This window comes from Allobosea sp. P4_C6 (genome assembly GCF_056402015.1).
In genome coordinates this window covers 1-24747 of sequence record NZ_JBFUIF010000021.1, presented here as the reverse complement: position 1 = coordinate 24747, position 24747 = coordinate 1, and the positions used below count along the sequence as shown (strand labels likewise).

Annotated in this window: 24 protein-coding genes and 1 pseudogene; 17 read left to right on the top strand and 8 right to left on the bottom strand. The window is 66.0% G+C overall.

Going from position 1 to position 24747, the window contains the following annotated elements; all coding sequences use genetic code 11:
* The first annotated feature begins 38 nt into the window (after positions 1-38).
* From AC1DVA_RS16245 to AC1DVA_RS16235, 3 genes are all read left to right on the top strand, one after another.
* Positions 39-1310: an extracellular solute-binding protein gene (locus AC1DVA_RS16245; RefSeq protein ID WP_476806545.1), complete on the top strand. Its 1272-nt coding sequence runs from the start codon at positions 39-41 to the stop codon at positions 1308-1310.
* Between the two features lie 81 nt (positions 1311-1391).
* Positions 1392-2237, top strand: a complete 846-nt coding sequence (locus AC1DVA_RS16240) for a phosphodiesterase (RefSeq protein ID WP_476806544.1) — start codon at positions 1392-1394, stop codon at positions 2235-2237.
* Positions 2230-3021 (top strand): inositol monophosphatase family protein, encoded by a 792-nt coding sequence (locus tag AC1DVA_RS16235; protein ID WP_476806543.1) that lies wholly within the window; start codon positions 2230-2232, stop codon positions 3019-3021. The genes AC1DVA_RS16240 and AC1DVA_RS16235 overlap by 8 nt, the downstream gene beginning before the upstream one ends.
* A 51-nt stretch (positions 3022-3072) precedes the next feature.
* Here AC1DVA_RS16235 and AC1DVA_RS16230 read toward each other — a convergent pair whose 3' ends face one another.
* The gene (locus AC1DVA_RS16230) at positions 3073-4020 is read right to left on the bottom strand and encodes a sugar-binding transcriptional regulator (RefSeq protein WP_476806542.1); all 948 of its coding nucleotides are present in this window, start codon (positions 4018-4020) and stop codon (positions 3073-3075) included.
* Positions 4021-4361: 341 nt separating this feature from the next.
* Between AC1DVA_RS16230 and AC1DVA_RS16225 the strand changes: the two genes are divergently transcribed.
* Positions 4362-5309, top strand: coding sequence for an N-carbamoyl-D-amino-acid hydrolase (locus tag AC1DVA_RS16225; protein WP_265050571.1), 948 nt, complete (start codon positions 4362-4364; stop codon positions 5307-5309).
* Positions 5310-5327: 18 nt separating this feature from the next.
* Here the strand turns inward: AC1DVA_RS16225 and hydA are convergent, their stop codons facing one another.
* On the bottom strand, positions 5328-6770 hold the full coding sequence (gene hydA / locus AC1DVA_RS16220) for a dihydropyrimidinase (RefSeq protein WP_476806541.1): 1443 nt from the start codon (positions 6768-6770) through the stop codon (positions 5328-5330).
* Between the two features lie 74 nt (positions 6771-6844).
* On the opposite strand from hydA, the gene AC1DVA_RS16215 reads away from it, so the two are divergent.
* Positions 6845-7696 (top strand): NHL repeat-containing protein, encoded by an 852-nt coding sequence (locus AC1DVA_RS16215; protein ID WP_476806540.1) that lies wholly within the window; start codon positions 6845-6847, stop codon positions 7694-7696.
* 172 nt (positions 7697-7868) lie between these two features.
* On the opposite strand, the gene AC1DVA_RS16210 is transcribed toward AC1DVA_RS16215, so the two are convergent.
* From AC1DVA_RS16210 to AC1DVA_RS16190, 5 genes are all read right to left on the bottom strand, one after another.
* Positions 7869-8543, bottom strand: coding sequence for an amino acid ABC transporter permease (locus AC1DVA_RS16210; RefSeq protein ID WP_265050574.1), 675 nt, complete (start codon positions 8541-8543; stop codon positions 7869-7871).
* Positions 8543-9217, bottom strand: coding sequence for an amino acid ABC transporter permease (locus tag AC1DVA_RS16205; protein WP_265050575.1), 675 nt, complete (start codon positions 9215-9217; stop codon positions 8543-8545). The genes AC1DVA_RS16210 and AC1DVA_RS16205 overlap by 1 nt, the downstream gene beginning before the upstream one ends.
* 9 nt (positions 9218-9226) lie before the next feature.
* Positions 9227-9976, bottom strand: coding sequence for an amino acid ABC transporter ATP-binding protein (locus tag AC1DVA_RS16200; RefSeq protein WP_265050576.1), 750 nt, complete (start codon positions 9974-9976; stop codon positions 9227-9229).
* A gap of 14 nt (positions 9977-9990) precedes the next feature.
* On the bottom strand, positions 9991-10866 hold the full coding sequence (locus tag AC1DVA_RS16195) for a substrate-binding periplasmic protein (protein WP_265050577.1): 876 nt from the start codon (positions 10864-10866) through the stop codon (positions 9991-9993).
* A gap of 143 nt (positions 10867-11009) precedes the next feature.
* Positions 11010-11936: a LysR family transcriptional regulator gene (locus tag AC1DVA_RS16190; RefSeq protein WP_476806539.1), complete on the bottom strand. Its 927-nt coding sequence runs from the start codon at positions 11934-11936 to the stop codon at positions 11010-11012.
* Positions 11937-12054: 118 nt separating this feature from the next.
* Between AC1DVA_RS16190 and AC1DVA_RS16185 the strand changes: the two genes are divergently transcribed.
* The 9 genes and pseudogenes from AC1DVA_RS16185 to AC1DVA_RS16145 all read left to right on the top strand — a co-directional run.
* Positions 12055-13152: a DUF917 domain-containing protein gene (locus AC1DVA_RS16185; protein ID WP_476806538.1), complete on the top strand. Its 1098-nt coding sequence runs from the start codon at positions 12055-12057 to the stop codon at positions 13150-13152.
* A gap of 50 nt (positions 13153-13202) precedes the next feature.
* Positions 13203-14552 carry a dihydroorotase gene (locus AC1DVA_RS16180; protein WP_265050580.1) on the top strand — a complete coding sequence of 450 codons (1350 nt, stop codon included), beginning with the start codon at positions 13203-13205 and terminating at the stop codon, positions 14550-14552.
* 7 nt (positions 14553-14559) lie between these two features.
* Positions 14560-15804 (top strand): hydantoinase/carbamoylase family amidase, encoded by a 1245-nt coding sequence (locus tag AC1DVA_RS16175; RefSeq protein WP_476806537.1) that lies wholly within the window; start codon positions 14560-14562, stop codon positions 15802-15804.
* A gap of 4 nt (positions 15805-15808) precedes the next feature.
* Positions 15809-16477, top strand: a complete 669-nt coding sequence (locus AC1DVA_RS16170; protein WP_476806536.1) for a flavin reductase family protein — start codon at positions 15809-15811, stop codon at positions 16475-16477.
* Positions 16474-17157 carry an aspartate/glutamate racemase family protein gene (locus AC1DVA_RS16165; protein WP_476806535.1) on the top strand — a complete coding sequence of 228 codons (684 nt, stop codon included), beginning with the start codon at positions 16474-16476 and terminating at the stop codon, positions 17155-17157. The genes AC1DVA_RS16170 and AC1DVA_RS16165 overlap by 4 nt, the downstream gene beginning before the upstream one ends.
* A gap of 3 nt (positions 17158-17160) precedes the next feature.
* Complete coding sequence (locus AC1DVA_RS16160; protein WP_476806534.1) at positions 17161-18585, top strand: FAD-binding oxidoreductase; 1425 nt, start codon at positions 17161-17163, stop codon at positions 18583-18585.
* Between the two features lie 8 nt (positions 18586-18593).
* A complete protein-coding gene (locus tag AC1DVA_RS16155; protein WP_476806533.1) occupies positions 18594-19523 on the top strand; it encodes a dihydrodipicolinate synthase family protein in 930 nt (309 codons plus the stop codon).
* Entirely contained in the window at positions 19523-20308 is a 786-nt protein-coding gene (locus AC1DVA_RS16150) for an SDR family oxidoreductase (RefSeq protein ID WP_476806532.1), read from the top strand. The genes AC1DVA_RS16155 and AC1DVA_RS16150 overlap by 1 nt, the downstream gene beginning before the upstream one ends.
* Before the next feature lie 150 nt (positions 20309-20458).
* Positions 20459-20580, top strand: a pseudogene (locus tag AC1DVA_RS16145) (HNH endonuclease); the annotation flags it as partial.
* Between the two features lie 739 nt (positions 20581-21319).
* Here AC1DVA_RS16145 and AC1DVA_RS16140 read toward each other — a convergent pair.
* A complete protein-coding gene (locus AC1DVA_RS16140) occupies positions 21320-22126 on the bottom strand; it encodes a class I SAM-dependent methyltransferase (protein WP_476806531.1) in 807 nt (268 codons plus the stop codon).
* 494 nt (positions 22127-22620) lie between these two features.
* Here AC1DVA_RS16140 and AC1DVA_RS16135 point away from each other — a divergent pair, with 494 nt between their 5' ends.
* The 3 genes from AC1DVA_RS16135 (at position 22621) to AC1DVA_RS16125 (ending at position 24623) form a co-directional block, all read left to right on the top strand.
* Positions 22621-23841: a vanadium-dependent haloperoxidase gene (locus tag AC1DVA_RS16135; protein ID WP_476806530.1), complete on the top strand. Its 1221-nt coding sequence runs from the start codon at positions 22621-22623 to the stop codon at positions 23839-23841.
* 319 nt (positions 23842-24160) lie between these two features.
* Positions 24161-24391, top strand: coding sequence for a helix-turn-helix domain-containing protein (locus AC1DVA_RS16130; protein WP_476806529.1), 231 nt, complete (start codon positions 24161-24163; stop codon positions 24389-24391).
* A 10-nt stretch (positions 24392-24401) separates the two neighbouring features.
* Positions 24402-24623, top strand: a complete 222-nt coding sequence (locus AC1DVA_RS16125; protein ID WP_476806528.1) for a hypothetical protein — start codon at positions 24402-24404, stop codon at positions 24621-24623.
* Positions 24624-24747 lie beyond the last annotated feature (124 nt).

The window sequence follows — 24747 nt, the reverse complement described above, 5'->3', positions numbered from 1 at the left end:
ACCCCGACAGCACCGCTGTCATGCCAAGGAGATCACGCATGAAACCTCTCGGCAAAGCATTTGCCGCGGCAGCACTCGCCCTCCTCGCCTCGACGGCGGCCAGGGCCGAGCAAGTCACGCTCGACGTGCTCTACGCCTTCCCGGCCTTCGCCAAGTTCCACGAGCCGATCGCCGCGGAATTCATGAAGAAGAACCCGGACATCAAGATCAATTTCCGGGCGCCTGCGGCGAGCTATGACGAGGGGCATCAGGCGATGCTGCGTCAGTCCGTCACCAACCAATTGCCGGACGTCTATTATTCAGGCTTCCACCTGCTGACCGAGCTGGTCGAATCCCTCGACAAGCGCAAACAGATCGTCGATCTCGGCCCCCTGCTCAAGGCCGAGCCGGAAGCCTGGCGCAAGGCCAACTACTCCGACGCGCTGCTCTCGCTCGGCCAGGTCGCCGGCAAGCAGGCCGGCCTCGCCTTCAATGCCTCGACGCCGCTGATGTATTTCAACGCCGAGCTGGTGAAGAAGGCCGGCGGCGATCCCGAGAAGATGCCGGACAACTGGGCCGATCTCGTCGCGCTCGCCAAGAAGATCCGCAGCGGCGACACCGCCGGCCTCGCCTACAACATCCATGACTGGCCGGATGACTGGCTCTGGCGCGGCATCATCCTGCAGGGCGGGCATTCCATGCTGTCGGCCGACGGCAAGAAGGTCGCCTTCGGCGGCGATGTCGGCGAGAAGACGCTGGCGACGCTGCGCAGCTTCGTCACGGAAGGCGGCATGCCGCTGATCGACTGGGACCAGTCGCGCCAGCAGTTCATCGCCGGCAAGATCGGCATCTTCTTCGACACCCCCGCCCGCCTGCGCCAGGTCACCGACCTGATCGGCGACCGCTTCACGCTGAAGACCGCGCTCTTCCCGGTCGACGACAAGGCCAAGGGCAAGCTGCCGACGGGCGGCAACGCCGCGCTGATCACCGCCAAGGACGCTGCCAAGCAGAAGGCGGCCTGGGAGTTCATCAAGTTCGTGACCGGGCCGGAAGCCCAGAAGATCGTGGTCGAGACCGCCGGCTACATGCCGACCAATCTGCGCGCCGGCGAGGATGCGTTCCTCGGCCCGTTCTACAAGGAGAACGCCAATTTCCGCACGATCAACGGCCAGGTCTCCCGCGCTGCGCCGTGGGAAGGCTATCCGGGCGGCAATTCGGTGCGCATCTGGCGCCAGCAGCGCGAGGTCGTCGCCGGCGTGATGCGTGGCGAGATCCAGCCCAAGGCCGGCATCGAGCGCATCGTCTCCGAGACCGAAGCCCTGATGAAGTGAACCGCGATTTCGGCTGATGATACGACCGCTCGGCTTCGGGCCGGGCGGTCACGCTCTCTTCCATATGCGGGACGCCTTCCGATGATCATCGCCCAGCTCAGCGACTTCCATGCCCGGCCGCATGGCCGACCTGCCTATGGCATCGTCGATACCAATGCAGCGATCCGGGAGGCCATCGACGCCGTGCTGGCGATGGAACCCCGGCCGGATTGCGTGCTGGTGACGGGCGACCTGTCGGATTGCGGCCTGGCGGAGGAATACGGCATCGTTCGCGAGCARCTCGCCCGGTTGCCGATGCCGGTCTATGTCGTGCCCGGCAATCACGACCGGCGGGAAAGCTTCGCCGCGGAACTCGGGCAGGACCATCCCTATCTGCCGAAGAGCGGCTTCCTGCACTACACGGTCGAGGACTTCCCGGTCCGGCTGATCGGGCTCGACACCGTGATCGCCGGTGAGGATGGCGGCGAGATCTGCGCCGAGCGCGAAGCCTGGCTGGCCGAGCGCCTCGCCGAGGGCCAGGGGCGCCCGACCCTGATCTTCATGCACCATCCGCCCTTCGCCGTCGGCGTCGACGGCATGGACACCATGCCCTGCCGGGTCTCGCCCGGCTTCGTCGACTTGATCGCCCGCCACCCGGAGATCGAGCGCGTGCTCTGCGGGCATTATCACCGGCCGATCCAGCTGCGCTTCGCCGGCACGATCGGCTATGTCGTGCCGGGAACGGCCCATCAGGTTGCGCTGGACCTGCGCGCCGGCACCGAGAACATGTTCGTCATGGAGCCGCCCGCCATCGCTATCCATGTCTGGAAGCCCGGGACGGGCGTCGTCAGCCATCTCCAGCCGATCGGGGATTACGGCCCGCGCCGGCCCTTCCTGCTCGACCCCGCCTATCCCGGCAAGCAGCAGGCGGCTCCGGCAGATGCCTGATACCCGCCTTATCTCATTGCTTGACGAAGCCGACGCCCTCGCGCGGCAGGCGGCCGAGCTGCTCGTCCGGATGCAAGGCGAACAGCTCGTCATCAGCCGCAAGGAATTCCGGGATGTCGTCACCGCCGCGGACCTCGCCGCCGAACGACTCGTCATCGACGGCCTGACGCGATTGACGCCGGAGGCCGCGATCCTGTCGGAGGAAGCCGGCTTCTCCGGTGCACACGACGCGCCACGCTGGATCGTCGACCCGCTCGACGGCACGGTGAATTACGCCAGCGGCCTGCCCTGGTTTTCCGTGACCATGGCCTATCAGGAACAGGGGCGCACCCTGCTCGGCCTGACGCATGCGCCGCTCGCCGGCCTCGTCGCGCGCTATGTCGAGGGCGGCCCGGCAACCGTCAACGAGCGCCCGGTCGCGGTCTCCGGAACGACGAGCCTCGCCGACGGCGTCATCTCGATCTGCCTGACCTCGCATTATTCGCCCGAGGATTCGGAACGGACCTGCGCCGTGATCCGGCGGCTGGCAGGGCTGTGCCGCGGCGTGCGGGTGATCGTCTCCGGGGGCTTGGAAATGTCGCTGGTGGCGGCAGGCCAGCTCGATGCCTTCATCGGGCTCAAGGCCGACATCGTCTCGCACGCCGCCGCCATGCCGCTGGTTCGCGCAGCGGGCGGCAGGGTGACGACGGTTGCGGGCATCGATTCACGCGACGAGGACCTGGAGAAGATCGTCTCGAACGGCTTGATCCATGATGAGCTTCTGGAGGCGATCCGAAGCGCCTGAACGAAAGCCTCGGCCCACGGTCTGGCCGGGTCGCGCGCGAACCCTGCAGCTTCAGCCCCGATGCAGCGCCAGCGCTGCCGCTGCGGCGTCTTCATCCGTGACCAGGACCGATGCCAGTCTGGCGCGCAGCGCCGCCGCGATCACCGCGGCCTTGTTCTTGCCGCCGGAGGCCAGGATCACGGTGGGAATGCGGCGCAGCCCCTCGAGCGGCAGTGCGATGGCCCGGCGGTTGATCGAATGGTCGATCGGATCGCCGCGGCTGTCGATGAATTGCCCGAGCATGTCCCCGACGGCGCCATGCGCCGCCAAGTCCGCCGGGCTGATGTCGCGCGGAAGCCCGTAGCGCACGAGAAAGGAACGCTCGCTCAGGTCGCCGGCGCTGAGGATGGCGACGTCGGTGGCCCGGATGCGCGCGAAAGCGGCTTCGAACACGTCCTGCGCCAGGATGGTGTCGCGCGATTGTGGCGTGCCCGCATAGATCGGTGCCGCGAGGTAGTGGCATTCCGCCTGCCAGAGCTGGGCGAAGCGGCCGGCGATCTCGAAGGTGTTGAGTTCGATGCCGTAGGTCAGCCCGCCCATCATCGAGCTGACCGTGAGGTCGCGGTACTGTCCGGCCCTGACATGCCGGGTGGTCTCGCGCAGGGTCCCGCCCCAGCCGACGCCGACGATGCCGGAAGGCTTCTCCTCGACAATACGCGAAAGGAGCTCGCCCGCAGCCTTGCCGATCTGCGCCGCGACTTGCTCGACATCATCGGGAGCGGGCAAGACGATCGCCTCCTTGAGACCGAAGGTCTCGACCAAGGCGTGCTCCAGCCGCACGCAGCTTTCCAGCCGCGAATTGATCGTGATGTTGACGAGGCCGCTGCTGCGCGCCTCGACCAGCAGGCGGTTGACCCTGAGCCGCGTCATCTTCAGGCGAGCGGCGATCTCCGCCTGGGTCAGGCCCTCCCTGTAATAGAGCCAGGCTGCTCTGACCTGGGTCTGCGAATCCTCCGGCATCACGGCATCCTGTCGGCTGTCCGCGGCATGCGAACACAACCAATGTAACTATGATTGATACATCTGTCGCAACGTCGCGGCACCCGGACTTGCCATTCACAGCGCATGCCCGATCTGCCTTCCCGCTCCACGGGCGCCAGAAAGCATAACACCGGCTTATAGCTGCTCCCAAACAAAGCATATGAAGAATGGAAGGCGACGCTTTAAGGCTGGGCATGGTCCAACAATCAAGGGGGCCGCCTTGGCAAAAGCCACGCTCGAATGCGACGCATCGGCCTTCGCGGGCCTGGCTTGAGACCGATCGGGCGATCCGCAACCATCATCTGATCGGGGAACGCCTCGTGCCACGTCTCGTCACCGTCGCTGCCGCTCAACTGGGTCCGATTCAACGGGCCGAAAGCCGCCGGCAAGTCGTCGACCGGATGGTCGCGCTGATGGAAGCGGCCAAGGCGCAGGGCGCGACCTTCATCGTCTATCCCGAGCTGGCGCTGACGACCTTCTTCCCCCGCTGGTACAGCGAGGATCGCGCCGAGGCCGATCACTGGTTCGAGCGTGCGATGCCGGGCGCGGAGACGCAGCCGCTCTTCGACAAGGCGAAGCAGCTGGGGCTGGCCATGAGCTTCGGTTATGCCGAGCTCACCCCGGAGGGGCGCCACTTCAACAGCTCGATCCTGGTCGATCGGACGGGGCGCATCGTCGGCAAATATCGGAAAATCCATCTGCCGGGCCATGTCGAATTCGATCCGGAGCGGGCGCATCAGCATCTCGAGAAGCGCTATTTCGAGCCTGGCGATCTCGGCTTCCCCGTCTGGGAGTTCGAGGGCGGTCTGTTCGGCATGGCGATCTGCAACGACCGGCGCTGGCCGGAGACCTACCGGGTCATGGGGTTGCAGGGCGTCGAGATGGTCGTGCTCGGCTACAACACCCCGTCAGTCAACTCGCAATCCCCGAACGAGACGGCGGCCGATCGCCTCTTCCACCACCGCCTGTCGGTGCAGGCCGGCGCCTATCAGAACTCGACCTGGGTCGTGGCCGTCGCCAAGGCCGGTAGCGAGGATGGTCACCATCTCTTCGGCGGCACGCTGATCGCGGCGCCCGACGGCAAGATCGTCGGCGAGCTCACTCATGAGGAGGACGGCGTGCTCGTCCATGCCTGCGACCTCGACGACACCCGTTTCGGCAAGGCGACGATCTTCGATTTCGCCCGCCATCGCCGCGTCGAGCACTATGGCCTGCTCACCGAGCGCACCGGCGTCGGCGCCCCGCTCGGAAAGCCGGAGGGCGCCTGAGCGCCCTCCTTGGCCGCGTTAGCGGAACGGGTCGAACGGCGTCGGAAACCGCCCCGTCGGCACGATCTCGGCATAGGGGCCGCGCGCCAGCAATTGCCCTTGCCCCGGCTGCGCCAGCACGCGCTTGCCGTCGAAGACGAGGCGGCCACGCTGGTAGGTGGCGGCCGGATAGCCCTGCAGCTCCATGCCTTCATAGGGCGTGTAATCGCTGCCGTGATGCTGCATGTCGTTGGTGAGCGTGACGCGGCGGTTCGGATCGAACAGCACGATATCGGCGTCCGCCCCGACGGCGATGGCGCCCTTGCGCGGCGCCAGCCCGAAACGCCGGGCCGGATTGGTCGCGACGAGGTCGACGAAGCGGCGCAGGTCGATGCGGCCCTTTGCAACGCCCTCCGAATAGAGAATGGGCAACCGGGCCGCGAGACCGGGCACACCGTTCGGGATCTTGTTGAAGGGCGCGTTCTCGCCGTGCTGCTTCTTGCCGCGCGGATCGTCGTAGCGCAGCGGCGAATGGTCGGACGAGACGATGTCGATGACGCCGTCGCGCAGGAACTGCCAGAGCGCCTCGCGATCGGCGCCCGAGCGCAGCGCCGGCGAGATCATGAATTTCGCGCCCTCGAAGCCCGGCCTGTCCATGTCGGCCTCGTCCAGTACTAGATACTGCGTGCAGGTCTCGGCCCAGGCCTTCTGCCCGCGCATTTGGGCCCGCTTGACCTCCTCGCCCGATTGCGCGCCCGAAACATGGAAGATCTGGATCGGCGTATCCAGCGCCTCGGCCAGTGCCAGGATGCGATGCGTCGCCTCGCGCTCGACCACCATGGGCTTCGCCCAGGCGAGATGGCGTGGCGCCGTCAGGCCGGCGGCCAGCAGCGCCTGCGTCAGCCAGCCGATCAGTTCGTGATGCTCGGCATGCACGCAGACGAGCGCACCGGCACGGCGCGCGGCGGCGAGCGTCTGCAGGATCTGCGCATCGCCGAGGCGGTTGCTGTCATAGGTCATGAAGATCTTGACCGAGCGGTGCCCCGCCTCGACCAGCGCCGGCAGCTCGCGCTCCAGCACCTCCGGCGTCGGGTCGTTGACCAGCAGATGAAAGGCATGGTCGATCCGCGCCTGCTTCGCCTTCTCGGCATAGGCGACGACCGCACCGGCCAGCGAGCCGCCGCGGATTTGCGGCGCATGGCAGACGACCGTGGTCGTCCCGCCCGCTGCGGCCGAGGCCGTGCCGCTGTCGAAACCATCGGCGATCTCCGCCCCCGACGAGAACGGCTGGTCGAGATGGACGTGGGCATCGACGCCGCCAGGCAGGACGAGCAGATCCCGCGCGTCCACCTCGTCCCGGCCGCGCGGCAACCCCGCGCCGATCGCGGCGATGACGCCATCGGCAATGCCGATATCGAACGGCCCGATATAGGAAGCGGTCACCGCGGTTCCACCGCGGATGACGAGATCGAAATCGCTCATGGTCTTACTCCCGGGGCGGCCGGGCCATCGAGGCGATGGCAGCTCACAGCACGCGAAACGGCGACGAGGTCAGGATGAAAACGGAATTGCGCGTTGCGCTCGGCGACAGACTGTTCGGCATCGAGCGACCCTGGGGCGCCCTGCCCTCGACGCCGGGCCGGATCACCGATCTCGCAATCGACGAGGCCGGCTTCGTGCATGTCCTGCTGCGCCGCGACAGCGCCGTCGATCCGGAGGGGCCTTGCGTCGTCACGCTCGCGGCCGATGGCAGCTTTCGCCGGAGCTGGGGCGAGGCACTCTGCCTCGATGCCCACAAGATCGCGGCGATACCCGGCGGCGGCCTCGCCATCGTCGATCGCGATGCGCATCGCATCCTGTTCTGCGATGTCGAAGGCCAGGTGCGGCGACAGATCGGCGAGAGCCGCCGTCCTGGCCAGCCCTTCAACCATCCCAGCGACATCGCCTTCGCGCCCGATGGGGGCTTCTACGTCGCGGACGGCTATGGCAATGGCCGCATCCATCGCTTCGACGCCGATGGCGCCCCGATCACGAGCTGGGGCTCGGTCGGCACGGCGCCGGGCGCCTTCCTGACGCCGCACGGCATCTGCGTGCTCAGCGACGGGCGCGTCATCGTCGCCGATCGCGAGAACAGCCGCGTACAGAGCTTCACGGCGGACGGTGAATTGCTGGCGGTATGGGACGCCTTCCTGCGTCCCCAGGATGTCGTCGCCGATGCGGAAGACCGGATTCATGTCTGCGATTCGATCCCGACGCTGAGCCTGCTCTCGGCGGATGGCACCCTGCTCGGCCGCTGCCGCCCGGTCCTCAACGGCGCCCATGGCCTCTGGCTCGGGCCGTCCGGCGACATCTTCCTCGCCGAGACCAACCCGAACCGCATCACGCGCCTCTTCCCCGTCGCGCCCTGACGCTTGCTGCGTTCTAAGAGAAGCGCCCGTCATCCCGGACGGAGCGAAGCGGCGAGCCGGGATCCATGCCTGAACCTTTATCGAGAGCGTTCTGGCATGGATCCCGGGTCAAGCCCGGGATGACCGCGTGGTTCCGTACAAAGCAGCAAGCTCGGCCAGGGTCGGTTTCACCTCACGCAGCCGACATGGCCGTGCGGTTCTGCAGGCGCGAGACCAGCCGCACGAAGGGCCAGAACATCAGGAAGTAGACGATCGCCACCGCGATCAGTGGCGTCGGATTGTAGAGCAGGCCCTGGGCGAGCTGGGCCGAGCGTAGCAGTTCCTGCAGGGCGACGGCCGAGGCGATCGAGGTCTGCTTCACCAGCTCGACCGTGTTGCTGATCAGGTCCGGCAGCACGTTGCGCGTGCCCTGCGGCACCACGACATGGACCATGCTCTGGTACCAGCTCAGCCCGGTCGAGCGCGCCGCCTCGCGCTGGCCCTTCGGCACGGATTCGATGCCGGCGCGGAAGATCTCGGCGAAGTAGCTGGAGCCGTTCAGCGTCAGCGCCAGCACGGCCGCCGTGAATTCGTTGAGCTTCAGGCCGAGGAAAGGCAGGCCGAAGAAGATGAAGATCAGCAGCACCAGCGGCGGGATGGCGCGCATCACATCGACATAGGCGATCAGCAGGAAGCGCAGCAGCTTGCTCGGCACGTCCTGCGCCATGGCGATGGCGATGCCTGAGAGTACCGAGAGCGGCACGGCGACCACGGCCAGTGCCAGCGTCATCCAGAAGCCCTGCAGCAGCAGGGGCCAGACTTGGCGGAGGACGTCGAAGTTGAAGAAGGTCGTGACGAGCTCGTCCATCATGACCTCGGATGCGCGTAGACATGTTCCAGCCAGCGCGTGAAGCGCACGAAGGGCAGGAACAGCAGCAGGAAGAGCAGCGCGCCAACGGTCAGCGCGGTCGGATTGGCGACGTTGGACTGGATGCTCGAGGTCACGTTGAGCAGTTCGGGCACGGCCACGACCGAGCCCAGCGTGGTGCCCTTGCTGATGCCGATGGCGCGGTTGGTCAGCGGCGGGATCGACATCCGCACCACCTGCGGCAGGATGATGTAGGCGAGCGTCTGGGTGAAGCCGAGGCCCGTCGAGCGCCCCGCTTCCCACTGCCCCTTCGAGACCGCGTTGATGCCGGCCCAGAAGATCTCCTCGGCAAAGGCCGAGAGCACGATCGCGAGCGCCAGCACCGTCGCCGTGAAGGGCTCCAGCACCAGCCCGAAATAGGGCAGCGCGAAATAGGCCAGCACGATCAGCACGAGCTGCGGGATCGAGCGGAAGAAATCGATATAGAAGATGATCAGCCAGTTCAGCGGCCGGATGCCGTAAAGCCGCAGCACCGCCAGCGCGAGACCGAGCGGGATGCCGATCAGCACCGTCAGGATCGACATTTCGACGGTGATGAGGAAGCCGCGCAGGATGTCGGGCCAATAGGCCGACAACAGCCCGAAATCGAAGAAGTAGCGGACGATCTGGTCCATGGGTGCCCGTCAGCCGTGCGAGCGCATCACGAAATCGCGGATGCGCTGGTGCTGCGGGTTGATCAGGATGTCCTGGGGCGTGCCCTCGGCCAGGATCGCGCCATGGTCCATGAAGACGACGCGGTCGGCGACATCGCGCGCGAACTTCATCTCATGCGTCACCACGATCATGGTCATGCCCATCTCCTTGGTGCGGACCATGACGTTGAGCACTTCGCCCACGAGCTCGGGATCGAGCGCCGAGGTCGGTTCGTCGAAGAGCATGACCTGCGGCTCCAGCGCCATGGCGCGGGCGATGCCGACGCGCTGCTGCTGGCCGCCGGACAGCTCGGCCGGATAGGCATCGGCCTTGTGGGCGAGGCCGACGACCTCGAGATGGTGCCGTGCCTTGCGCTCCGCCTCCTCCTTGCTCAAGCCCACGACCTTGCGCAGCGCCAGCATCACGTTCCCCAGCGCCGTCTTGTGCGGATAGAGGTGGATGCCCTGGAAGACCATGCCGATCCGGCGGCGCAGGAGGTTGAGGTCCACCTTCGGACCGGTGATCTCCTGCCCGCCGACACGGATCGCGCCCGCCGTCGGTTCCTCCAGCCGGTTGATGCAGCGCAGGCAGGTGCTCTTGCCCGAACCGGAGGAGCCGACGATCACGACGGCCTCGCCCTTGCCGACCTTGAGATCGACACCGCACAAGACCTCGACATTGCCGAAGCTCTTGCGCAGCCCCTCGATCGAAACGATCGTCTCGGGCGGCGCGGCCGTCATGGCGGGCTGCGAGGTCACTTGCAGGCGGCCTTGTGCTCGGTCGTGTCGTAGCCTTCGAAGCCCGGCGCACCCGTGCCCGGATAGACCGTCGCGGTCGACGAGGCCGTCTCCGGCTTCACGCCGAACCATTTCTCATGGATCTTGGCCAGCGTCCCGTCGGTCTTGATGCATTCCAGCGCGACCTCGACCTGGGCGCGGAAAGCGGCATCCTCCTTGCGGAAGGCGATGCCGAAATTGCGGCCGCCGTCGAGCACGAAGGGCACTTCCGCCATCGGCGTCTGCGTCGCGACATAGCGTGAGACCGGCGCATCGGCGACATTGGCGAAGGCACGGCCGATCATGACCGCCTGCACGGCGTCTGCGTTCTTGTTGTAGCGCTGGATCGTGTAGCCGTACTTCGCCTCGTTGTCGGTCAGCCACTTGTCCGAGATCGAGCCGTTGTTGACGGACAGGGCCTTGCCCTTCAGGTCGTCGAGATTGGCGATCTTGCCGCCCTTCTTGACGAGGAAGCCGAGGCCCGTCGGCATATAGGGCTCGCTGAACAGCATCTGCGCGGCGCGCTCGGGCGTGATGTTGGTCGGCGCCGGGATCATCTCGTAGCGCTTGGAGAACAGCCCGGCGAAGATCGCCGAGAAGTTCGAATCCGTCACCTCGACGCCCGGGCGGCCGAGCTTCTCGGCCAGCGCCACCGACATGTCGTAGGTGAAGCCGGTGGTCTCGCCCGTCGGCGTCTTGAAGCAGAACGGCGCGAAGCCGAGATCGCAGGCCACCTTCAGCTTCTCGTTCTGCGGATGGTCGGCATCGTCAGCCATGGCCGGCATGGCGATGAGCGCGGCCAGCGCCACGCCCCTGATGGCGGCGCGCGCCATCCTGATCGAATTCAGCTTCATGCTTCCCGCTCCCGTTGTGCGACGGCCATGCCGCGATCGTTGCGCCCCTGTTCTTGCAACAATCCGGCCACGTCTGGAGCGAAGCTAACAGGGCGAAATCATGCCCTGCCAATCATTTGTTGTCGGGTTTCCATAACATGATGTTAAGCGCTTTCGATCGTGTCCGCCTCCTTGTCCTTCGGCGGGGGCGGCACCAATCCGCGCAGGATATCGACGAAAGCGTTCGCCGTCCGCGAGAGCGGCTCGAAGCGCGGTGTCAGCAGATGCGCGCGCACCCGCGTCTTGGGCGCGAGCGGGCGTGAGACCAGCTCCGGCCAGGTGCGCCCGCGCAGCACGAACTCGTCGACGACCGCGATGCCGGCCCCGGCCCGCACCATCGCGCAGGCGACCGGCGTGAAGCGCACGACGGTGCTGATCCTGAGCGGCGCCGATTTCAGCGCGAGTGCGCGCCCGACGACATCGCCATAGGGCGTCTGCGGCCCGAAGCCGATCAGCGGATAGGGCGCGAGATCGGCCGGCCGGATGACGCGCAGCCGCGCGAGGACATGGTCGCGCGGCATGATGACCATCAGGCGCCCTTCGGTCAGGATTTCCATGTCGAGCGTGGGCTCGTCGATCGGCAGGATGGAGACGCCGAGATCGGCCCGGCCGCTGACGATCTTGGCGACGATCTCGAGCAGCGTCAGCACCTCGAACTCGACGCGCAGATCCGGGAAGCGTTCGCGCAGCCGGGCGATGGCGTCGGGCACCAATGCCTGCCCGACGCTCGGGCTCGCGACGATCCGCACCGAGCCCGTGCCGCGCTCGCGAAGTTCCTCGGCCAGTTCGTTGACCCGGACCACGCCCTGGTGGACCTGGTCGACTTCCTGGAACAGTCGGCGGGCCTCCGGGGTCGGCTGCACCCGGCCGCGCACGCGCTCGAACAGGCGCAGCGCCAGCCTGTCCTCGGTATAGGCCAGCAGGCGGCTGATCGCCGGTTGCGAGACCGCAAGCAGCCGGGCCGCGCCACTGATCGAGCCGGTGATCATGATGGCCCGGAAGACTTCGATCTGCCTGAGGTTGAGGCGCATGGCGATAACATCCGATTATGGTCTGCCGCATAATAAGCATGATTCATTTCGCGCAATAGCGCTCTAAGCTCGGCCCGCGCCGGCAACGACCGGCAATGTCACGGGACGAGGCCGGCCGATGAGACGCTTTCTGACGACGAGGGATGTCGAGGCCGCCGTGGCCGGCGGTTCGGTCTTCGCGGCGGGTGGTGGCGGCTGGGCCGATCACGGCCGCATGCTCGGCACCGCAGCCGTCAACACCGGCAAGCCCGAGCTCGTCACCATGGACGAAATCCCCGACGACGCGATCATCGCGACGGCCGCCGCCATCGGCGCTCCCGCCGGCACGACCGAATGGGAGATGTGGGGCATCGACTACGTCAAGGCCGTCCAGCTGCTGCAGGAGGCGCTGGGCAAGCCGATCTACGGCCTGATCATCGGCCAGAACGGCATGTCGAGCACGCTGAACGCCTGGCTGGCCAGCGCCATCCTCGGCGTCAAGGTGGTCGACGCGGTCGGCGACATCCGCGCCCATCCCACCGGCGACATGGGGTCGATCGGCCTCGCCAACAGCCCGGAAGCGACGATCCAGGTCGCCGTCGGCGGCAATCGCGCCAAGAACCAGTATATCGAGCTGGTGACGCGCGGCGCCACGGCCAAGGTTTCGCCGATCCTGCGGACGGCCTCGGACATGTCGGGCGGCTTCATCGCCTCCTGCCGCAACCCGGTCTCGGCCGCCTATGTCCGCAAGAACGCGGCGCTCGGCGGCATCTCGATGGCGCTGGCACTGGGCGAGCGCATCCTCGACGCCAAGCCGAAGGGCGGCACGGCCGTGATCGACGCGATCTGCGACCAGACCGGCGGCTCGATCATCGCGCGCGGCACAGTCGCCAAGAAGGATGTCCGCTACACCAACGAGGCCTTCGATATCGGCACGATCCAGGTCGGGACCGGCAAGGCCGCGCGCGTCATCCACGTCATGAACGAGTACATGGCCGTCACCGATCTCGACGGCGCCCGCCACGCCTGTTTCCCGGATGTGATCACCACTTTCGACACCGACGGCCAGCCGGTCAGCGCCGGCCATGTCCGCGAAGGCATGGAGCTTTCGGTGCTGCGCGTGCCCAAGAGCAAGATCCCGCTGAGCTCCAGCGTGACCGATCCGAGCGTCTATCCGATCGTCGAGAAGGCGCTCGGCATGAACTTCACCGAATACGCGCTCGGCCGCGAAGACTAGTCCGCGCCCGCCCTAACGCCCCCGCAGGATCAACCGGATACCCCCCGACCATGAGCGATTTCGATCTCGTCCTCCGCGGCAACATCGTGTTGTCCGACCGGATCATCGAGGATGGCTATGTCGCCGTCACCGGCGGCAAGGTCGGCAAGGTCGGGTCCGGCACGCCACCCTCGGCCCGCGAGACCCAGGATTTCCGTGGCCAATGGATCATGCCGGGCGTCATCGACGGGCAGGTCCATTCCGGCAGCCAGGCCAATCACGAGGGCATCGGCATGTGCTCGCGCGCCGCGGCGGCCGGTGGCGTCACCGTCATGGTCGACATGCCCTATGACGAGCCGGAGCCCGTCACCAGCGCCGAGCTCTTCAACGAGAAGGTCGCGGTGGTCGAACGCGACGCCCATGTCGATGTCGCGCTCTATGCCACGATCACGATCGAGAACGGGCTTCATGCGATTCCGGGCCTCGTCGAGGCCGGCGCCTGCGCCTTCAAGTTCTCGACCTTCGAGGCCAATCCGACGCGCTTTCCGCGCATCGGCGACGACACGCTCTACGAAGCCTTCAAGCTGATCGAGCCGACCGGCCTGCTTTGCGGCGTCCATAACCAGGACCAGGAGATGACCCGGCGCAATATCGCCAGGCTGATCGAAGCCGGCGATACCGGCCCGGACGCCTTCCTGCGCGCCCACACCCCGCTGATCGAGAACCTCGCCACCGCCCGCATCTACGAGATCGGCGCAGAGACGGGCGCACGCGCCCACGCCGTCCACGTCTCGACCTCGCGCGGCTTCGAGATCTGCAACATGTACAAGCGCGCCGGCTACAAGGCGACGGTCGAGAGCTGCGTGCAGTACTTCATGCTCAACGCCGAGGAGCATGTGCCGCGCTTCGGCGCGAAGGTGAAGCACTACCCGCCGATCCGCCCGAAGGCCGAGAGCGACCTGCTCTGGAGCCATCTCGCCGCCGGCCATTGCGACTTCATCTCGTCCGATCACGTCTCCTGGGGGTTGGAGAAGAAGGGCGATCCGATGGTCTTCAAGAACACTTCGGGCGGGCCGGGCATCGAGACGCTGCTGCCGGCGCTCTGGACCGGCTGCGAGGAGCACGGACTGTCGCCGACCATCGTGGTGAAGCAGCTCTGCGAGGGGCCGGCCAAGGCCTTCCTGCTCGCCGACAAGGGCCGGCTCGAAGCGGGCGCCGACGCCGACATCACCGTGCTGGAGCCCGGCCGCTTCATCCACGACCCCAGCAAGAGCCTGTCGGCGGTGAAGTGGAGCTCGATGGAAGGCCGCGAATTCCGTGTCCGCGTCGCCGCCACCTACGTCCGCGGCCAGCTCGCCTGGGACGGCACCGAGATCCGCAACAAGGCGGGCGACGGCCGCTTCCTGCGTCCGGCGGCGTAAGCGCATCATGTCGATCGATCAGGACCGGCTCTGGCGCCGCATCGAGGCTCTCTCCGGGATCACAGACCCGGAGCGCCCGTGGACGCGCCGTTCCTTCACGCCGCGCTTCCTCGAAGGCCGCGAATGGCTCGCAGCGGAATTCCGCGATGCCGGGCTGGAAACCGAACTCGACGCGGCCGGCAACCTGATCGGCCGTCTCGCCGGGGCAGATCCCTCGCTGAAGCCGATCCTGATCGGCTCGCATTCCGACACCGTTCCTTCCGGCGGCCGCTATGACGGCATCCTCGGCGTGCTCGCCGCGCTGGAGGTCGCGCAGAGCTTCAGCGAGCGCGGCGACCGTTTGCGCCATACGCTGGAGGTCGTCGACTTCCTCGCCGAAGAGCCGAGCGAGTTCGGTCTCTCCTGCATCGGCAGCCGCGCGCTCGCCGGCGCCCTGGGCGAGCAGCATCTTGCGCTGACCCGCCCTGACGGCATGACGCTGCGCGAAGGCATCGCCTTCGTCGGCGGCCGGCCCGAGGAATTGGCTTCCGTCAAGCGCGCCGCCGGCAGCGTCGCTGCCTATGTCGAGGTCCATATCGAGCAGGGTCGGGTACTGGAGAACGAGCGCATCCCGATCGGCATCGTCACCGACATCGTCGGCATCCGGCGCGAGCGCATCACCGTGACCGGTCGCGCCGACCATGCCGGCGCAACGCCGATGCCGCTGCGGGCCGATGCGCTGGTCGGCGCCGCGAAGCTGGTCGAGGCCGCCTACAAGCGGGCACTCGCGACCGCCCATGACAACCAGCCCCTGGTCGCCACCTTCGGGCGCATCGAGGTCAGTCCCAACGCGGCCAATGCCGTGCCGGGCGAAGCCGTGCTGACGCTTGAGGTTCGCTCCGGTAACGAAGCCGCGGTCAAAGCCTTCGGCGAAGCTCTGGTGCGCGATCTGCGCCCCGCACTCGAAGACCTCAGGCTCTCCATCGCCGTCGAGCCGATCAGCCATGTCGCGCCGACGGCCTGCGCGCCGGAAATCCGGTCGGCCATCGCGAATGCCGCCACCTCGCTCGGTCTCGCCACGCGCGACCTGCCGAGCGGCGCCGGCCATGACGGCGTCTTCGTCGCGCAGACCGGCCCGATCGGCATGATCTTCGTGCCCTGCCTCGACGGGCGCAGCCATGCGCCGGAGGAATCGATCACGCCCGAGCAGGCCGGCGACGGCGCCCGCGTGCTGGCCGAGACGGTGCGCCTGCTCGATGTGAGCCTGGGCTGAGCCGATGGATTGGGCAGCGGGCGACCTTCCGGAACGCGACCTCTACAAGCTCCTCGTCAACACCGTGCTGCCGCGCCCGATCGCGCTCGTCACCACGGTCGACGCGCAAGGGCGCGCCAACGCGGCCCCCTTCAGCTTCTTCAACGTCTTCAGCCACGCGCCGCCGCTGGTCGTGCTCGGCATCGAAGGACGCGACAAGGCGCCTTCGCCGCTGAAGGACACGATGCGCAACATCCGCGAGACCGGCGGCTTCGTCGTCAATCTCGTCGACCGGGCGCTGGTCGAGGCGATGCAGGTCTGCGCGATCGATTTCCCCGGCGACATCGACGAGATCGAGGCGGCCGGACTTGAGACGGCTGCGAGTGTTTCGATCGCGGCGCCGAGGCTCGCCGCTTCCCCCGTCCAGCTCGAATGCCGCGAGACGGTCTCGCTCTCGCTCGGCACCCGGCATCGCAATCTCGTCGTCGGCGAAATCCAGCACATCCATATCCGCGACGGCATCGTCGACGAGCGCCTGCACGTTGATATCGACAAGCTCGATCTCGTCGGCCGCCTGCATGGCGCCGACTGGTACGTCACATTGCGCGACCGCTTCCAGGCGCCGCGCCAGACGCTCGATGGCTGGCGCGAGCGCCAAAAGGCTGCTGCTGCGGCTGAAGGAGAGGCATCGTGAGCGGCACGATCTACGTCATCAATCCCAACTCGACCGAGCGTGTGACCAAGGAGATCGATGTCGCGATCGCGCCGCTGCGCATGGCCGGCGGCCCCGCGATCGAATGCCTGACGCTGGCCGATGGCCCGCCCGGCATCCAGTCGCAACGCGATGTCGACGGGCTGATCCCGGCCCTGCTGAAGCGCGCGGCCGGCCTCGAGAACGAGGCCGCGGCCTTCGTCATCGCCTGCTTCTCGGACCCCGGCATGCACTCCCTGCGCGAGCAGAGCGAGAAGCCCGTGCTCGGCATCGCCGAATCCGGCGTGCTGACGGCGCTGACGCTGGGCCATCGCTTCGGCATCGTCGCCATGCTGCAGAACTCGATCCCGCGCCATCTGCGCTATCTCGGCGCGATGGGGATGATGGACCGCTTCGCCGGCGACCTGCCGGTGAACCTCACCATCGCCGAGATGGCCGACGATGAACTGACACTGGGCCGCATGATCGGCGTCGGCCGCACGCTGCGCGACACGCACCATGCCGATGTGCTGGTCATGGGCTGCGCCGGCATGGCGCGCTTCCGCGAGCCGCTGGAACGGGAACTCGGCATCCCGATCGTGGAACCGACGCAGGCCGCCGTGACGATGGCGATCGGGCGCTTCCGGCTGGGCTGGGGCGGCCGCCCCCTCCGCAAAGGCTGAACCATGGATGATCTGATTGCCGAACTCGCCGGGGCTCTCGGCGGGGCAAATGTCCTCGTCTCCGAGCAGGACCAGGCCCCCTTCCTGACCGACTGGCTCGGCAAATATCGTGGCACCGCGCGAGCCGTCGTCCGGCCGGGCTCCACCGCGGAGGTCGCGGCCGTGATGCGCATCTGCGCGCGTCACAAAATTCCTGTCGTCCCGCAGGGCGGCAACACCAGCATGTCCGGCGGTGCAACACCGGATACGACCGGCGATGCTATCGTCTTGTCGCTTATGAGACTGAATAGCATTCGCAATATCGACACCATCAGCAACACCATCGCCGTGGATGCGGGTGTCGTGCTCGCGAAGGTGCAACAAGCCGCGCAGCAGGCCGGGCGCTTCTTCCCGCTCAGCCTCGGCGCCGAAGGCAGCTGCACCATCGGCGGCAATCTCGCGGCCAATGCCGGCGGCGTCGCGGTGCTTCGCTACGGCACCATGCGTGAACTCGCCCTCGGCCTCGAGGTCGTGCTCGCCGATGGGCGCATCTGGGACGGGCTGACAGCGCTGCGCAAGGACAATACCGGGTACGCCCTGCGCGACCTCTTCATCGGCTCGGAAGGCACGCTCGGCATCATCACCGGCGCAGTGCTCAAGCTCTTCGCCCGGCCCCATGCCCGCGCCACCGCCTTCGTAGCCGTTCAGGATGCGGCGGCCGCGCTCGCCCTGCTCTCGGCGGTCCGTGATCGTTGCGGCGACCGGCTGACCGCCTTCGAGTTCATGACGGGCGAGTGCCTGGCGCTGATCCTGCGCCATATCGGCGACGCCCGCCTGCCGCTTGCCGCGATGCCGCCCGCCGCGGTTCTGATCGAGCTGTCGGACCAGGACGACGAACCCGGACTGCGCGAGCGCCTCGAAGCCGGGCTGATCGATAGCGTCGAAGCCGGCCTCGTGCTCGACGCGGCCGTCGCGCAGGACGGGACCCAGGCCAAGGCCTTCTGGCGCATCCGCGAAGGTGTCTCCGAGGCACTGGTGCGGGAGGGCAAGGCGGCCAAGCACGACGTCTCGATGCCGGTCTCGGCCATGGCCGATTTCGTCACGTCGACTGACGCGGCCGTACGGGCCGCAGCGCCCGGCATCAGGCCGATCGTCTTCGGCCATCTCGGCGACGGCAACCTGCATTACAACCTGCTGCCGGCTGAGGGACAGGCCCCGGCCGATTTCGCGGCGATCGCGCCGGGCCTCACCCGCATCGTCCATGACGAGATCGGCCGCCGGCGCGGCTCGATCAGCGCCGAGCACGGCATCGGCCAGTTGCGCGTCGGCGAGATGCCCCTGCGCAAGGCGCCGCTCGAACTCGAACTGATGCACCAGCTCAAGCACCTGCTCGATCCGGCAGGCCTGCTGAACCCGGGCAAGCTCCTGCCCGCTTCCCCCACCAACTGAGGACGATCATGGCTCTGCTCGATGAAACCGCTGAGGGTGTCTACGTCATCGCGGTGACACCCTTCACCGAGACCGGCGCGCTCGATCTCGAAAGCACCGACCGGATGGTCGATTTCTATCTGGAGAAGGGCGCGACCGGCCTCACCGTGCTCGGCATGATGGGCGAGGCGCCCAAGCTGACGGCGGATGAATCCCGCATCTTCGTACGCCGCGTGCTGGCGCGCGTGCAGGGCCGCGTTCCGGTCGTTGCCGGCGTCTCCGCAGCCGGCTTCGCCGCTATGCGCGAGCTCAGCGAGAGCGTGATGGGCGACGGCGCCGCCGGCGTCATGGTCGCGCCGCCCTCCAACCTGCGCACCGACGACCAGATCACCTCCTACTACGCGATGGTGGCCGAGACGCTGGGCCCGAAGACGCCGTTCGTGCTGCAGGATTTCCCATTGGTCACGCAGGTGCAGATCACCCCGGCCGTGATCCTCAAGATCGTCGCCGCCCATCCGAGCTGCGTCATGCTCAAGCATGAGGACTGGCCGGGACTCGCCAAGATCTCGGCGCTGCGCGCGGCAAGTGACCAGGGCGGCCGCCGCATCTCGATCCTCGTCGGCAATGGCGGCATGTTCCTGCCGGAAGAGCTCTCGCGCGGCGCCGATGGCGCCATGACCGGCTTCGCCTATCCCGAGATGATGGTGGATGTCTGGAAGGCCCATGCGGCCGGCAATGTCGAGCGCGCGCATAACCTGTTCGACGCCTATCTGCCGCTCGCCCGCTACGAGCAGCAGCCCGGCCTCGGCCTCGCCATCCGCAAGCATATCCTGGCGAAGCGCGGCGCCATCGCCTCCGGCGCTTTGCGCAAGCCGGGCGGAGCATTGTCCAAGGCGGATATCGCCGATATCGAACGGCTCATCGCGCGGCAGGAACAGCGCCTGAAGGAGATCGGCTGATGGATCTGGGACTTGTTGGAAAGCGCGCGCTCGTATTGGGCGCGAGCCGCGGGCTCGGCGCGGCGATCGCGCAGGCGCTCGCCACGGAGGGCGCGACCGTCATCGCCGCCGCCCGCAGCACCGATGTCACGGAAAGCTGGATCGCCGCCCTGCCTGCGGAGCAGCGCGCCCGCGTCAGCGCCGCGAAGCTCGACCTTGCCGATCTCGCCTCGGTCGATGCGCTCGCGGAGCGTCTCGTCGCGGAAGGCGGCGTCGACATCCTCATCGGCAACTCCGGCGGCCCGCCGCCCGGCGAGGCCCGCGACGCCAAGCGGGCCGACTGGCTCGTTCATTTCGAGGCCATGGCCGCCAATCTCTTCCATCTGGCGCAGCAGCTCCTGCCCGGCATGACGCAGCGTGGCTTCGGCCGCATCGTTACCATCGCCTCCTCCGGCGTCGAGCAGCCGATTCCGCGCCTCGCCCTCTCCAACGGCATCCGCGCCGCCGTGATCGGCTGGTCGAAGACGCTGGCCTCGGAGGTCGCGGGCAGCGGCGTGACGGTCAATGTCGTCCTGCCCGGCCGCATCCACACCGACCGCGTCGACCAGCTCGACGACGCCGCGGCGGCCCGCAGCGGCGGCACGCGCGACGCGGTGGCGAAAGCCTCGATGGCGGCGATCCCGGCCGGCCGCTACGGCAAGCCGCAGGAATTCGCCGATGTCGTCGCCTTCCTCGCCAGTGAGCGGGCGAGCTATGTGACGGGCGCCAAGATCCGGATCGACGGCGGTCTGATCAGGGGCATCTGAGTGCAAATCCGCCTGCGCCAGCTCCGTCGAGGCTGGCGCAGACATTCTGCCAGCTTGATCGAGACTGGAAGCGGCGAGGAAGTAACGGCGTAAGGCAGCGCCTCCGAGAAGCGCCGATGGCGCCCCTCGCCGCTGCCTGTCACTCTGACTTCCCGGATTGTCCTCGATCGCGTTCTTCGCCGCATCGTCCTGCGCGCTTACGACGAACGCTGCGCGATATAAAGCCGATCAGTGGCGGCGGGGCTGAAGTCGCTGCAGCTCACATCCGTCCCTGGCACCGAGAGAAATGCTTCAAACAGTGAGCTGTGTGAATCGCGCCGGAGAGAACTTGCAACCCGCAGGTAACCACGGGCTTTCTGGCACTTTCAGAAATGGCGGCGAATTATCCGAGCCGAAAAAGCAAAAAGCGCCGGGAAACCCGACGCTTGCATGCTTCTCAAGCCTTGAGATTGTCTGGAGCGGGCGAAGGGATTCGAACCCTCGACCCCAACCTTGGCAAGCGATTTAGCAACTTATCGCAGTAGTTCGTTCGCGTTCCGGAGTGTCGCTCTGGAACGTCGGAGTACGAATTGTACAGTCCGTAAGAGTTTGAGTGCCATGAACCCACGCGACTTCCGTGAACTGCAGTGGAGGGGGGAGACTGTAACCGCGGGGTAACCGCGAGCGTGGTGCATTTGCATTTTCCAGCCCGCGTTTCATACAACGCCACATGCTCACAACTGTGATGTGTCGTCCTGGTTCGCGTCGACAAATTTCTTTGCTTCGCTCACGAACAATAGCCACGTCGGAACATCGCTGCTCGGCAGGCTATCAATGAATGGCCTAGCGCCAGTGACAGCGGGTATCGCCCCGTCGAGCGGGCGGTCGGGATCCAATCGCTTCGCTCGACACATGGCCCGCGCGATCCGAATGATCCGGGCATGCTCATGCGCATCGTCCATAATGATCCTTCCAGATTCGCCAATCCGCGGCGTCGTCCGAGAAGTCAGGACATCAGAGTGCGATGAACTTTCACACGACCTGCGCCTTGACCGCCCACGCTCTCGCCTTCAGATGGATCGAACCGTCCTCCTGGCGGGGTAATGTCTCGGCGAGCTTCTGCCGCAAACGTTCGCGATGGTCGGGCTTCAGACTCATGCAGTAGCCCGGGGCTGGGCCTGCTCCGAGCGTGAACGGCTGCCAGTAGTCGTCGAAGTCCTGGAATATCGTGGGCGCTTCGATCAGCGCATGATCGAGGACATCCAGGCCCGCATCCTTGACCAGCGCTGTCAGCTCATCTGGGGTGCAAAACGGGAAGCGTCGGCTTTCCATCAGATCGAGGACCTTTGAATCGAGTTGGATCGCAGCCCGCCAAAATGCTCGGATGAACTCGATGCCACCGCCGGGATAATCCCAAACATAGAACCCGATCAGCGCACCCGGACGCCCAACGCGCCGCATCTCGCCAAACGCCATTTTACGATCCGGCACAAAATTCAGGACCAGAGCGGAGACAATTACGTCAACGCTTCCGGCCTCAGCCGGAAGGGCCTGGGCATCGCCTAGTCGAAATTGCACGCGCTCATCCGAGAGCGCGCCCTGCGCTGTCTGGAGAAAACCCTCTGAGGGATCGATGGCAAGCACACTTTTTGGCGAACACCGAGCGACAATGGCGGCCGAAAGCGCGCCGGTTCCGGACCCTACATCGAGCCAGTCCACACCGACCGGTGCATCGAGCCAATCAAGAAACTGTGGTGCGATCTGTCGGCTCCACCGGCCCATGTAGCGGTTGTAGCTGTCTCCGGYGCTCCAAGCGTCGTGTCGTGCACTCTCGGTCATGGCCACGCCCCCAAACGGTGAGTCTACACACCGTCCTGTCGAGGCGAAATGGCGGAGATGAGGCTAGGTTGGAGAACGGCCCACCACGATCAGGCGGGATCCCAAGCTACCAGCGGCCCAGGCGATCCCAATCGCCGACGCAGTTGTCGCTCTCCACCGTGCATTTAGGGGTGAGCGGCTTCAATAGCTGCCACGCCCGCCTGAATTGATGCCGAGCGAACGCTAAGCGGTTCCGTCTGACGTGCCGAATCGGAAGAAGCCGCGTTGGGGTCGAAGTATCCCCCTGCTACGTCCCAAATGAACCAGATCACTGACTCTGACGTCGATCACCTGCGCATACCGGTCACGCCGGAAGCGGACATTTTGCGACCAGGAACCATGTCCGCCTTCCTCACAGTAAGCTGCTCCTTCTTTTCCTCCCGCTCGCTCGAAAACTGGATAAGCTGCGTTTCACCAGCCAACTGAGCAGGGATTTACAGCAGACGGGGAGCGACATGAAACATGCAGCCGTAGCAATCGGCCTTCTGATGTCTTTCGCAACATGCACGGCAAACGCCGACACCGTCACAGACTGGAATCAGACAGCGATCGGGGTTCTCAAGGACGCGAACATTGCCGGCAATCCGTGGACCCGCAGCATGGCGATGGTCCATGTTGCGATGTCCGATGCCGTCAACTCGGTGCAGGGTCGATATGGCCGATATGTTGCCACAGGGGATTTGACGCGCGATGCTTCGGCCGAAGCCGCAGCCGCGTCGGCCGCCCGGCAGATCCTGCTCCAACTCCATCCCGCTCAGAAGGTCATAATTGAGGAGGCTTTCACCACCTCAACCAAGGCGATCCCTGATGGTGCAGGGAAGACATCGGGCATAGCGCTCGGCGAAAAGGTGGCTACGCTCGTCCACGCCGATCGCGCGGCGGACGGTACCAGTGCCCCCGACACCTATCGACCCGTTGCCACACCGGGAATTTGGATACCCACGACGCCGCCATTATTGGCACAATATGCCCAAGCAAAACCTTGGGTGCTCAAGAGCGCTGACCAGTTCCGCCCGGGTCCACCGCCGCAATTGGCGAGTGCGATTTATGCCCGCGATTACAACGAGACGAAAAGTTTAGGTGGCATCCGAAACACCACGCGTACAGCAGAGCAATCCGACATCGTGAAGTTCTGGACGCAAGCGAATATCAGCCCCGCCTGGCAGGAAGCGGCACGCCAGATCTCGGCGGCCAAGGGACTGGGACTCGCGGAGAATGCACGGCTCTTCGCATTGCTCAACATGGCCATGGCGAACACCTTCATTAACGACTGGGATGCCAAGTTCACCTATAACTTCTGGCGGCCAGTTACGGCGATACGCAACGGCGATATGGATGGCAACGATGCCACCGAACGCGATGCCGGCTGGACGTCGTCGAATGCAACGCCGATGCACCCGGAATACCCGTCACAGGCGGCGATTGTCGCCGGAGTGTCGGTACGCGTGTTGGAATTGGTTGTTCCGTCCGCGCAAAGCGTACCGGTGACGGCGACAGACTTAATCGATCCGACCAAGACGCTTCAGTTTGCCAGCATTAAACAATTGGCGGACGAGCAGTGTGATGTGCGAGTTTGGGGCGGAATCCATTTTCGCACCTCGCTTGAGGTCGGCGTGGACATGGGCAAACAGATCGCCGAGTACATGGTGGAGCACTCGCTCAAGCCCTTGCAATGATGCCGCAACACCGAAATTGGACGGCGCGGTTTTAGGAGGTTCGGGGCTGGCTTTTTTGGGTATGGAAGTCAGCCCCAAAATCGGAAATTTGAGAAATTCCTGACAAGACGCTCGATTTCAACTGATCCCGCTTGGGCCATGTAACAATTCGGAGCGGGCCCGGACTTGTCGGTCTTTTTCAGCCCTATTGTTCCTACGAGTTCGGCAGTCACGGCACGGCCGGCATTTCGCGGCATGCAAACGCATTTAACATTTCTTAACCATGGGGGCGCCCACTGGCATTCTGTCCAACGGGGCTTGGGGGAGCTCGGAAAGGACCATGACCATGCACGATCGCCAGCCTGCGCAGGCCGTCGTGGATCAGCTTGTCGGCCAGCCCGTTGCMGATGTCGAGAGAGAGCTGATTCTGGCAACCTTGCGGGAAACGGGCGGGAACCGCACCCATGCCGCCAACCTGCTCGGCATTGCTTTACGCACCTTGCGCAACAAGATCGGCTCATACGCCGCCGATGGCTACGATGTGCCCGAGCCGGCGCATCCGGCTCAGTGAGGGCCTGCACATGACCACATCCGATGCGATGGCGGCCAGCACTCTGGTCTCCTCGGCGACGATGGCCGGGTTGCTGCGCTGCCTCGTTCAAAAGGGCGTTCTGCAGGCCGCCGACATCACAGAAATCTATGAGGTCGCCCTCCTGCTTCTGGAACAGCAACAGGCCGCCGCGCCGCATGCGCGGGCCAGCTTCTCTGGCCTGCCCCCTGAAAAGTGGCCCTCCCTGAAGTAGGCGTTTTGAGCCTTTGGAGGATGCCCGCGATGCCGCAGAAGAAGCACAAGCCTGAAGAGATCGTCGCGAAGCTGCGGCAGGTCGACGTGCTGTTGTCCCAGGGGCGCCCGGTCGCGGAGGCGAT

What these genes read in the sequence shown, in the direction of transcription:
- AC1DVA_RS16245 (WP_476806545.1), top strand. Translation starts at nt 39, where the DNA reads ATGAAACCTCTCGGCAAAGCATTTGCCGCGGCAGCACTCGCCCTCCTC.
- AC1DVA_RS16235 (WP_476806543.1), top strand. Translation starts at nt 2,230, where the DNA reads ATGCCTGATACCCGCCTTATCTCATTGCTTGACGAAGCCGACGCCCTC.
- AC1DVA_RS16230 (WP_476806542.1), bottom strand. Translation starts at nt 4,020, where the DNA reads ATGCCGGAGGATTCGCAGACCCAGGTCAGAGCAGCCTGGCTCTATTAC.
- hydA (WP_476806541.1), bottom strand. Translation starts at nt 6,770, where the DNA reads ATGAGCGATTTCGATCTCGTCATCCGCGGTGGAACCGCGGTGACCGCT.
- AC1DVA_RS16215 (WP_476806540.1), top strand. Translation starts at nt 6,845, where the DNA reads ATGAAAACGGAATTGCGCGTTGCGCTCGGCGACAGACTGTTCGGCATC.
- AC1DVA_RS16210 (WP_265050574.1), bottom strand. Translation starts at nt 8,543, where the DNA reads ATGGACGAGCTCGTCACGACCTTCTTCAACTTCGACGTCCTCCGCCAA.
- AC1DVA_RS16205 (WP_265050575.1), bottom strand. Translation starts at nt 9,217, where the DNA reads ATGGACCAGATCGTCCGCTACTTCTTCGATTTCGGGCTGTTGTCGGCC.
- AC1DVA_RS16200 (WP_265050576.1), bottom strand. Translation starts at nt 9,976, where the DNA reads ATGACGGCCGCGCCGCCCGAGACGATCGTTTCGATCGAGGGGCTGCGC.
- AC1DVA_RS16195 (WP_265050577.1), bottom strand. Translation starts at nt 10,866, where the DNA reads ATGAAGCTGAATTCGATCAGGATGGCGCGCGCCGCCATCAGGGGCGTG.
- AC1DVA_RS16190 (WP_476806539.1), bottom strand. Translation starts at nt 11,936, where the DNA reads ATGCGCCTCAACCTCAGGCAGATCGAAGTCTTCCGGGCCATCATGATC.
- AC1DVA_RS16185 (WP_476806538.1), top strand. Translation starts at nt 12,055, where the DNA reads ATGAGACGCTTTCTGACGACGAGGGATGTCGAGGCCGCCGTGGCCGGC.
- AC1DVA_RS16180 (WP_265050580.1), top strand. Translation starts at nt 13,203, where the DNA reads ATGAGCGATTTCGATCTCGTCCTCCGCGGCAACATCGTGTTGTCCGAC.
- AC1DVA_RS16175 (WP_476806537.1), top strand. Translation starts at nt 14,560, where the DNA reads ATGTCGATCGATCAGGACCGGCTCTGGCGCCGCATCGAGGCTCTCTCC.
- AC1DVA_RS16170 (WP_476806536.1), top strand. Translation starts at nt 15,809, where the DNA reads ATGGATTGGGCAGCGGGCGACCTTCCGGAACGCGACCTCTACAAGCTC.
- AC1DVA_RS16160 (WP_476806534.1), top strand. Translation starts at nt 17,161, where the DNA reads ATGGATGATCTGATTGCCGAACTCGCCGGGGCTCTCGGCGGGGCAAAT.
- AC1DVA_RS16155 (WP_476806533.1), top strand. Translation starts at nt 18,594, where the DNA reads ATGGCTCTGCTCGATGAAACCGCTGAGGGTGTCTACGTCATCGCGGTG.
- AC1DVA_RS16150 (WP_476806532.1), top strand. Translation starts at nt 19,523, where the DNA reads ATGGATCTGGGACTTGTTGGAAAGCGCGCGCTCGTATTGGGCGCGAGC.
- AC1DVA_RS16135 (WP_476806530.1), top strand. Translation starts at nt 22,621, where the DNA reads ATGAAACATGCAGCCGTAGCAATCGGCCTTCTGATGTCTTTCGCAACA.
- AC1DVA_RS16125 (WP_476806528.1), top strand. Translation starts at nt 24,402, where the DNA reads ATGACCACATCCGATGCGATGGCGGCCAGCACTCTGGTCTCCTCGGCG.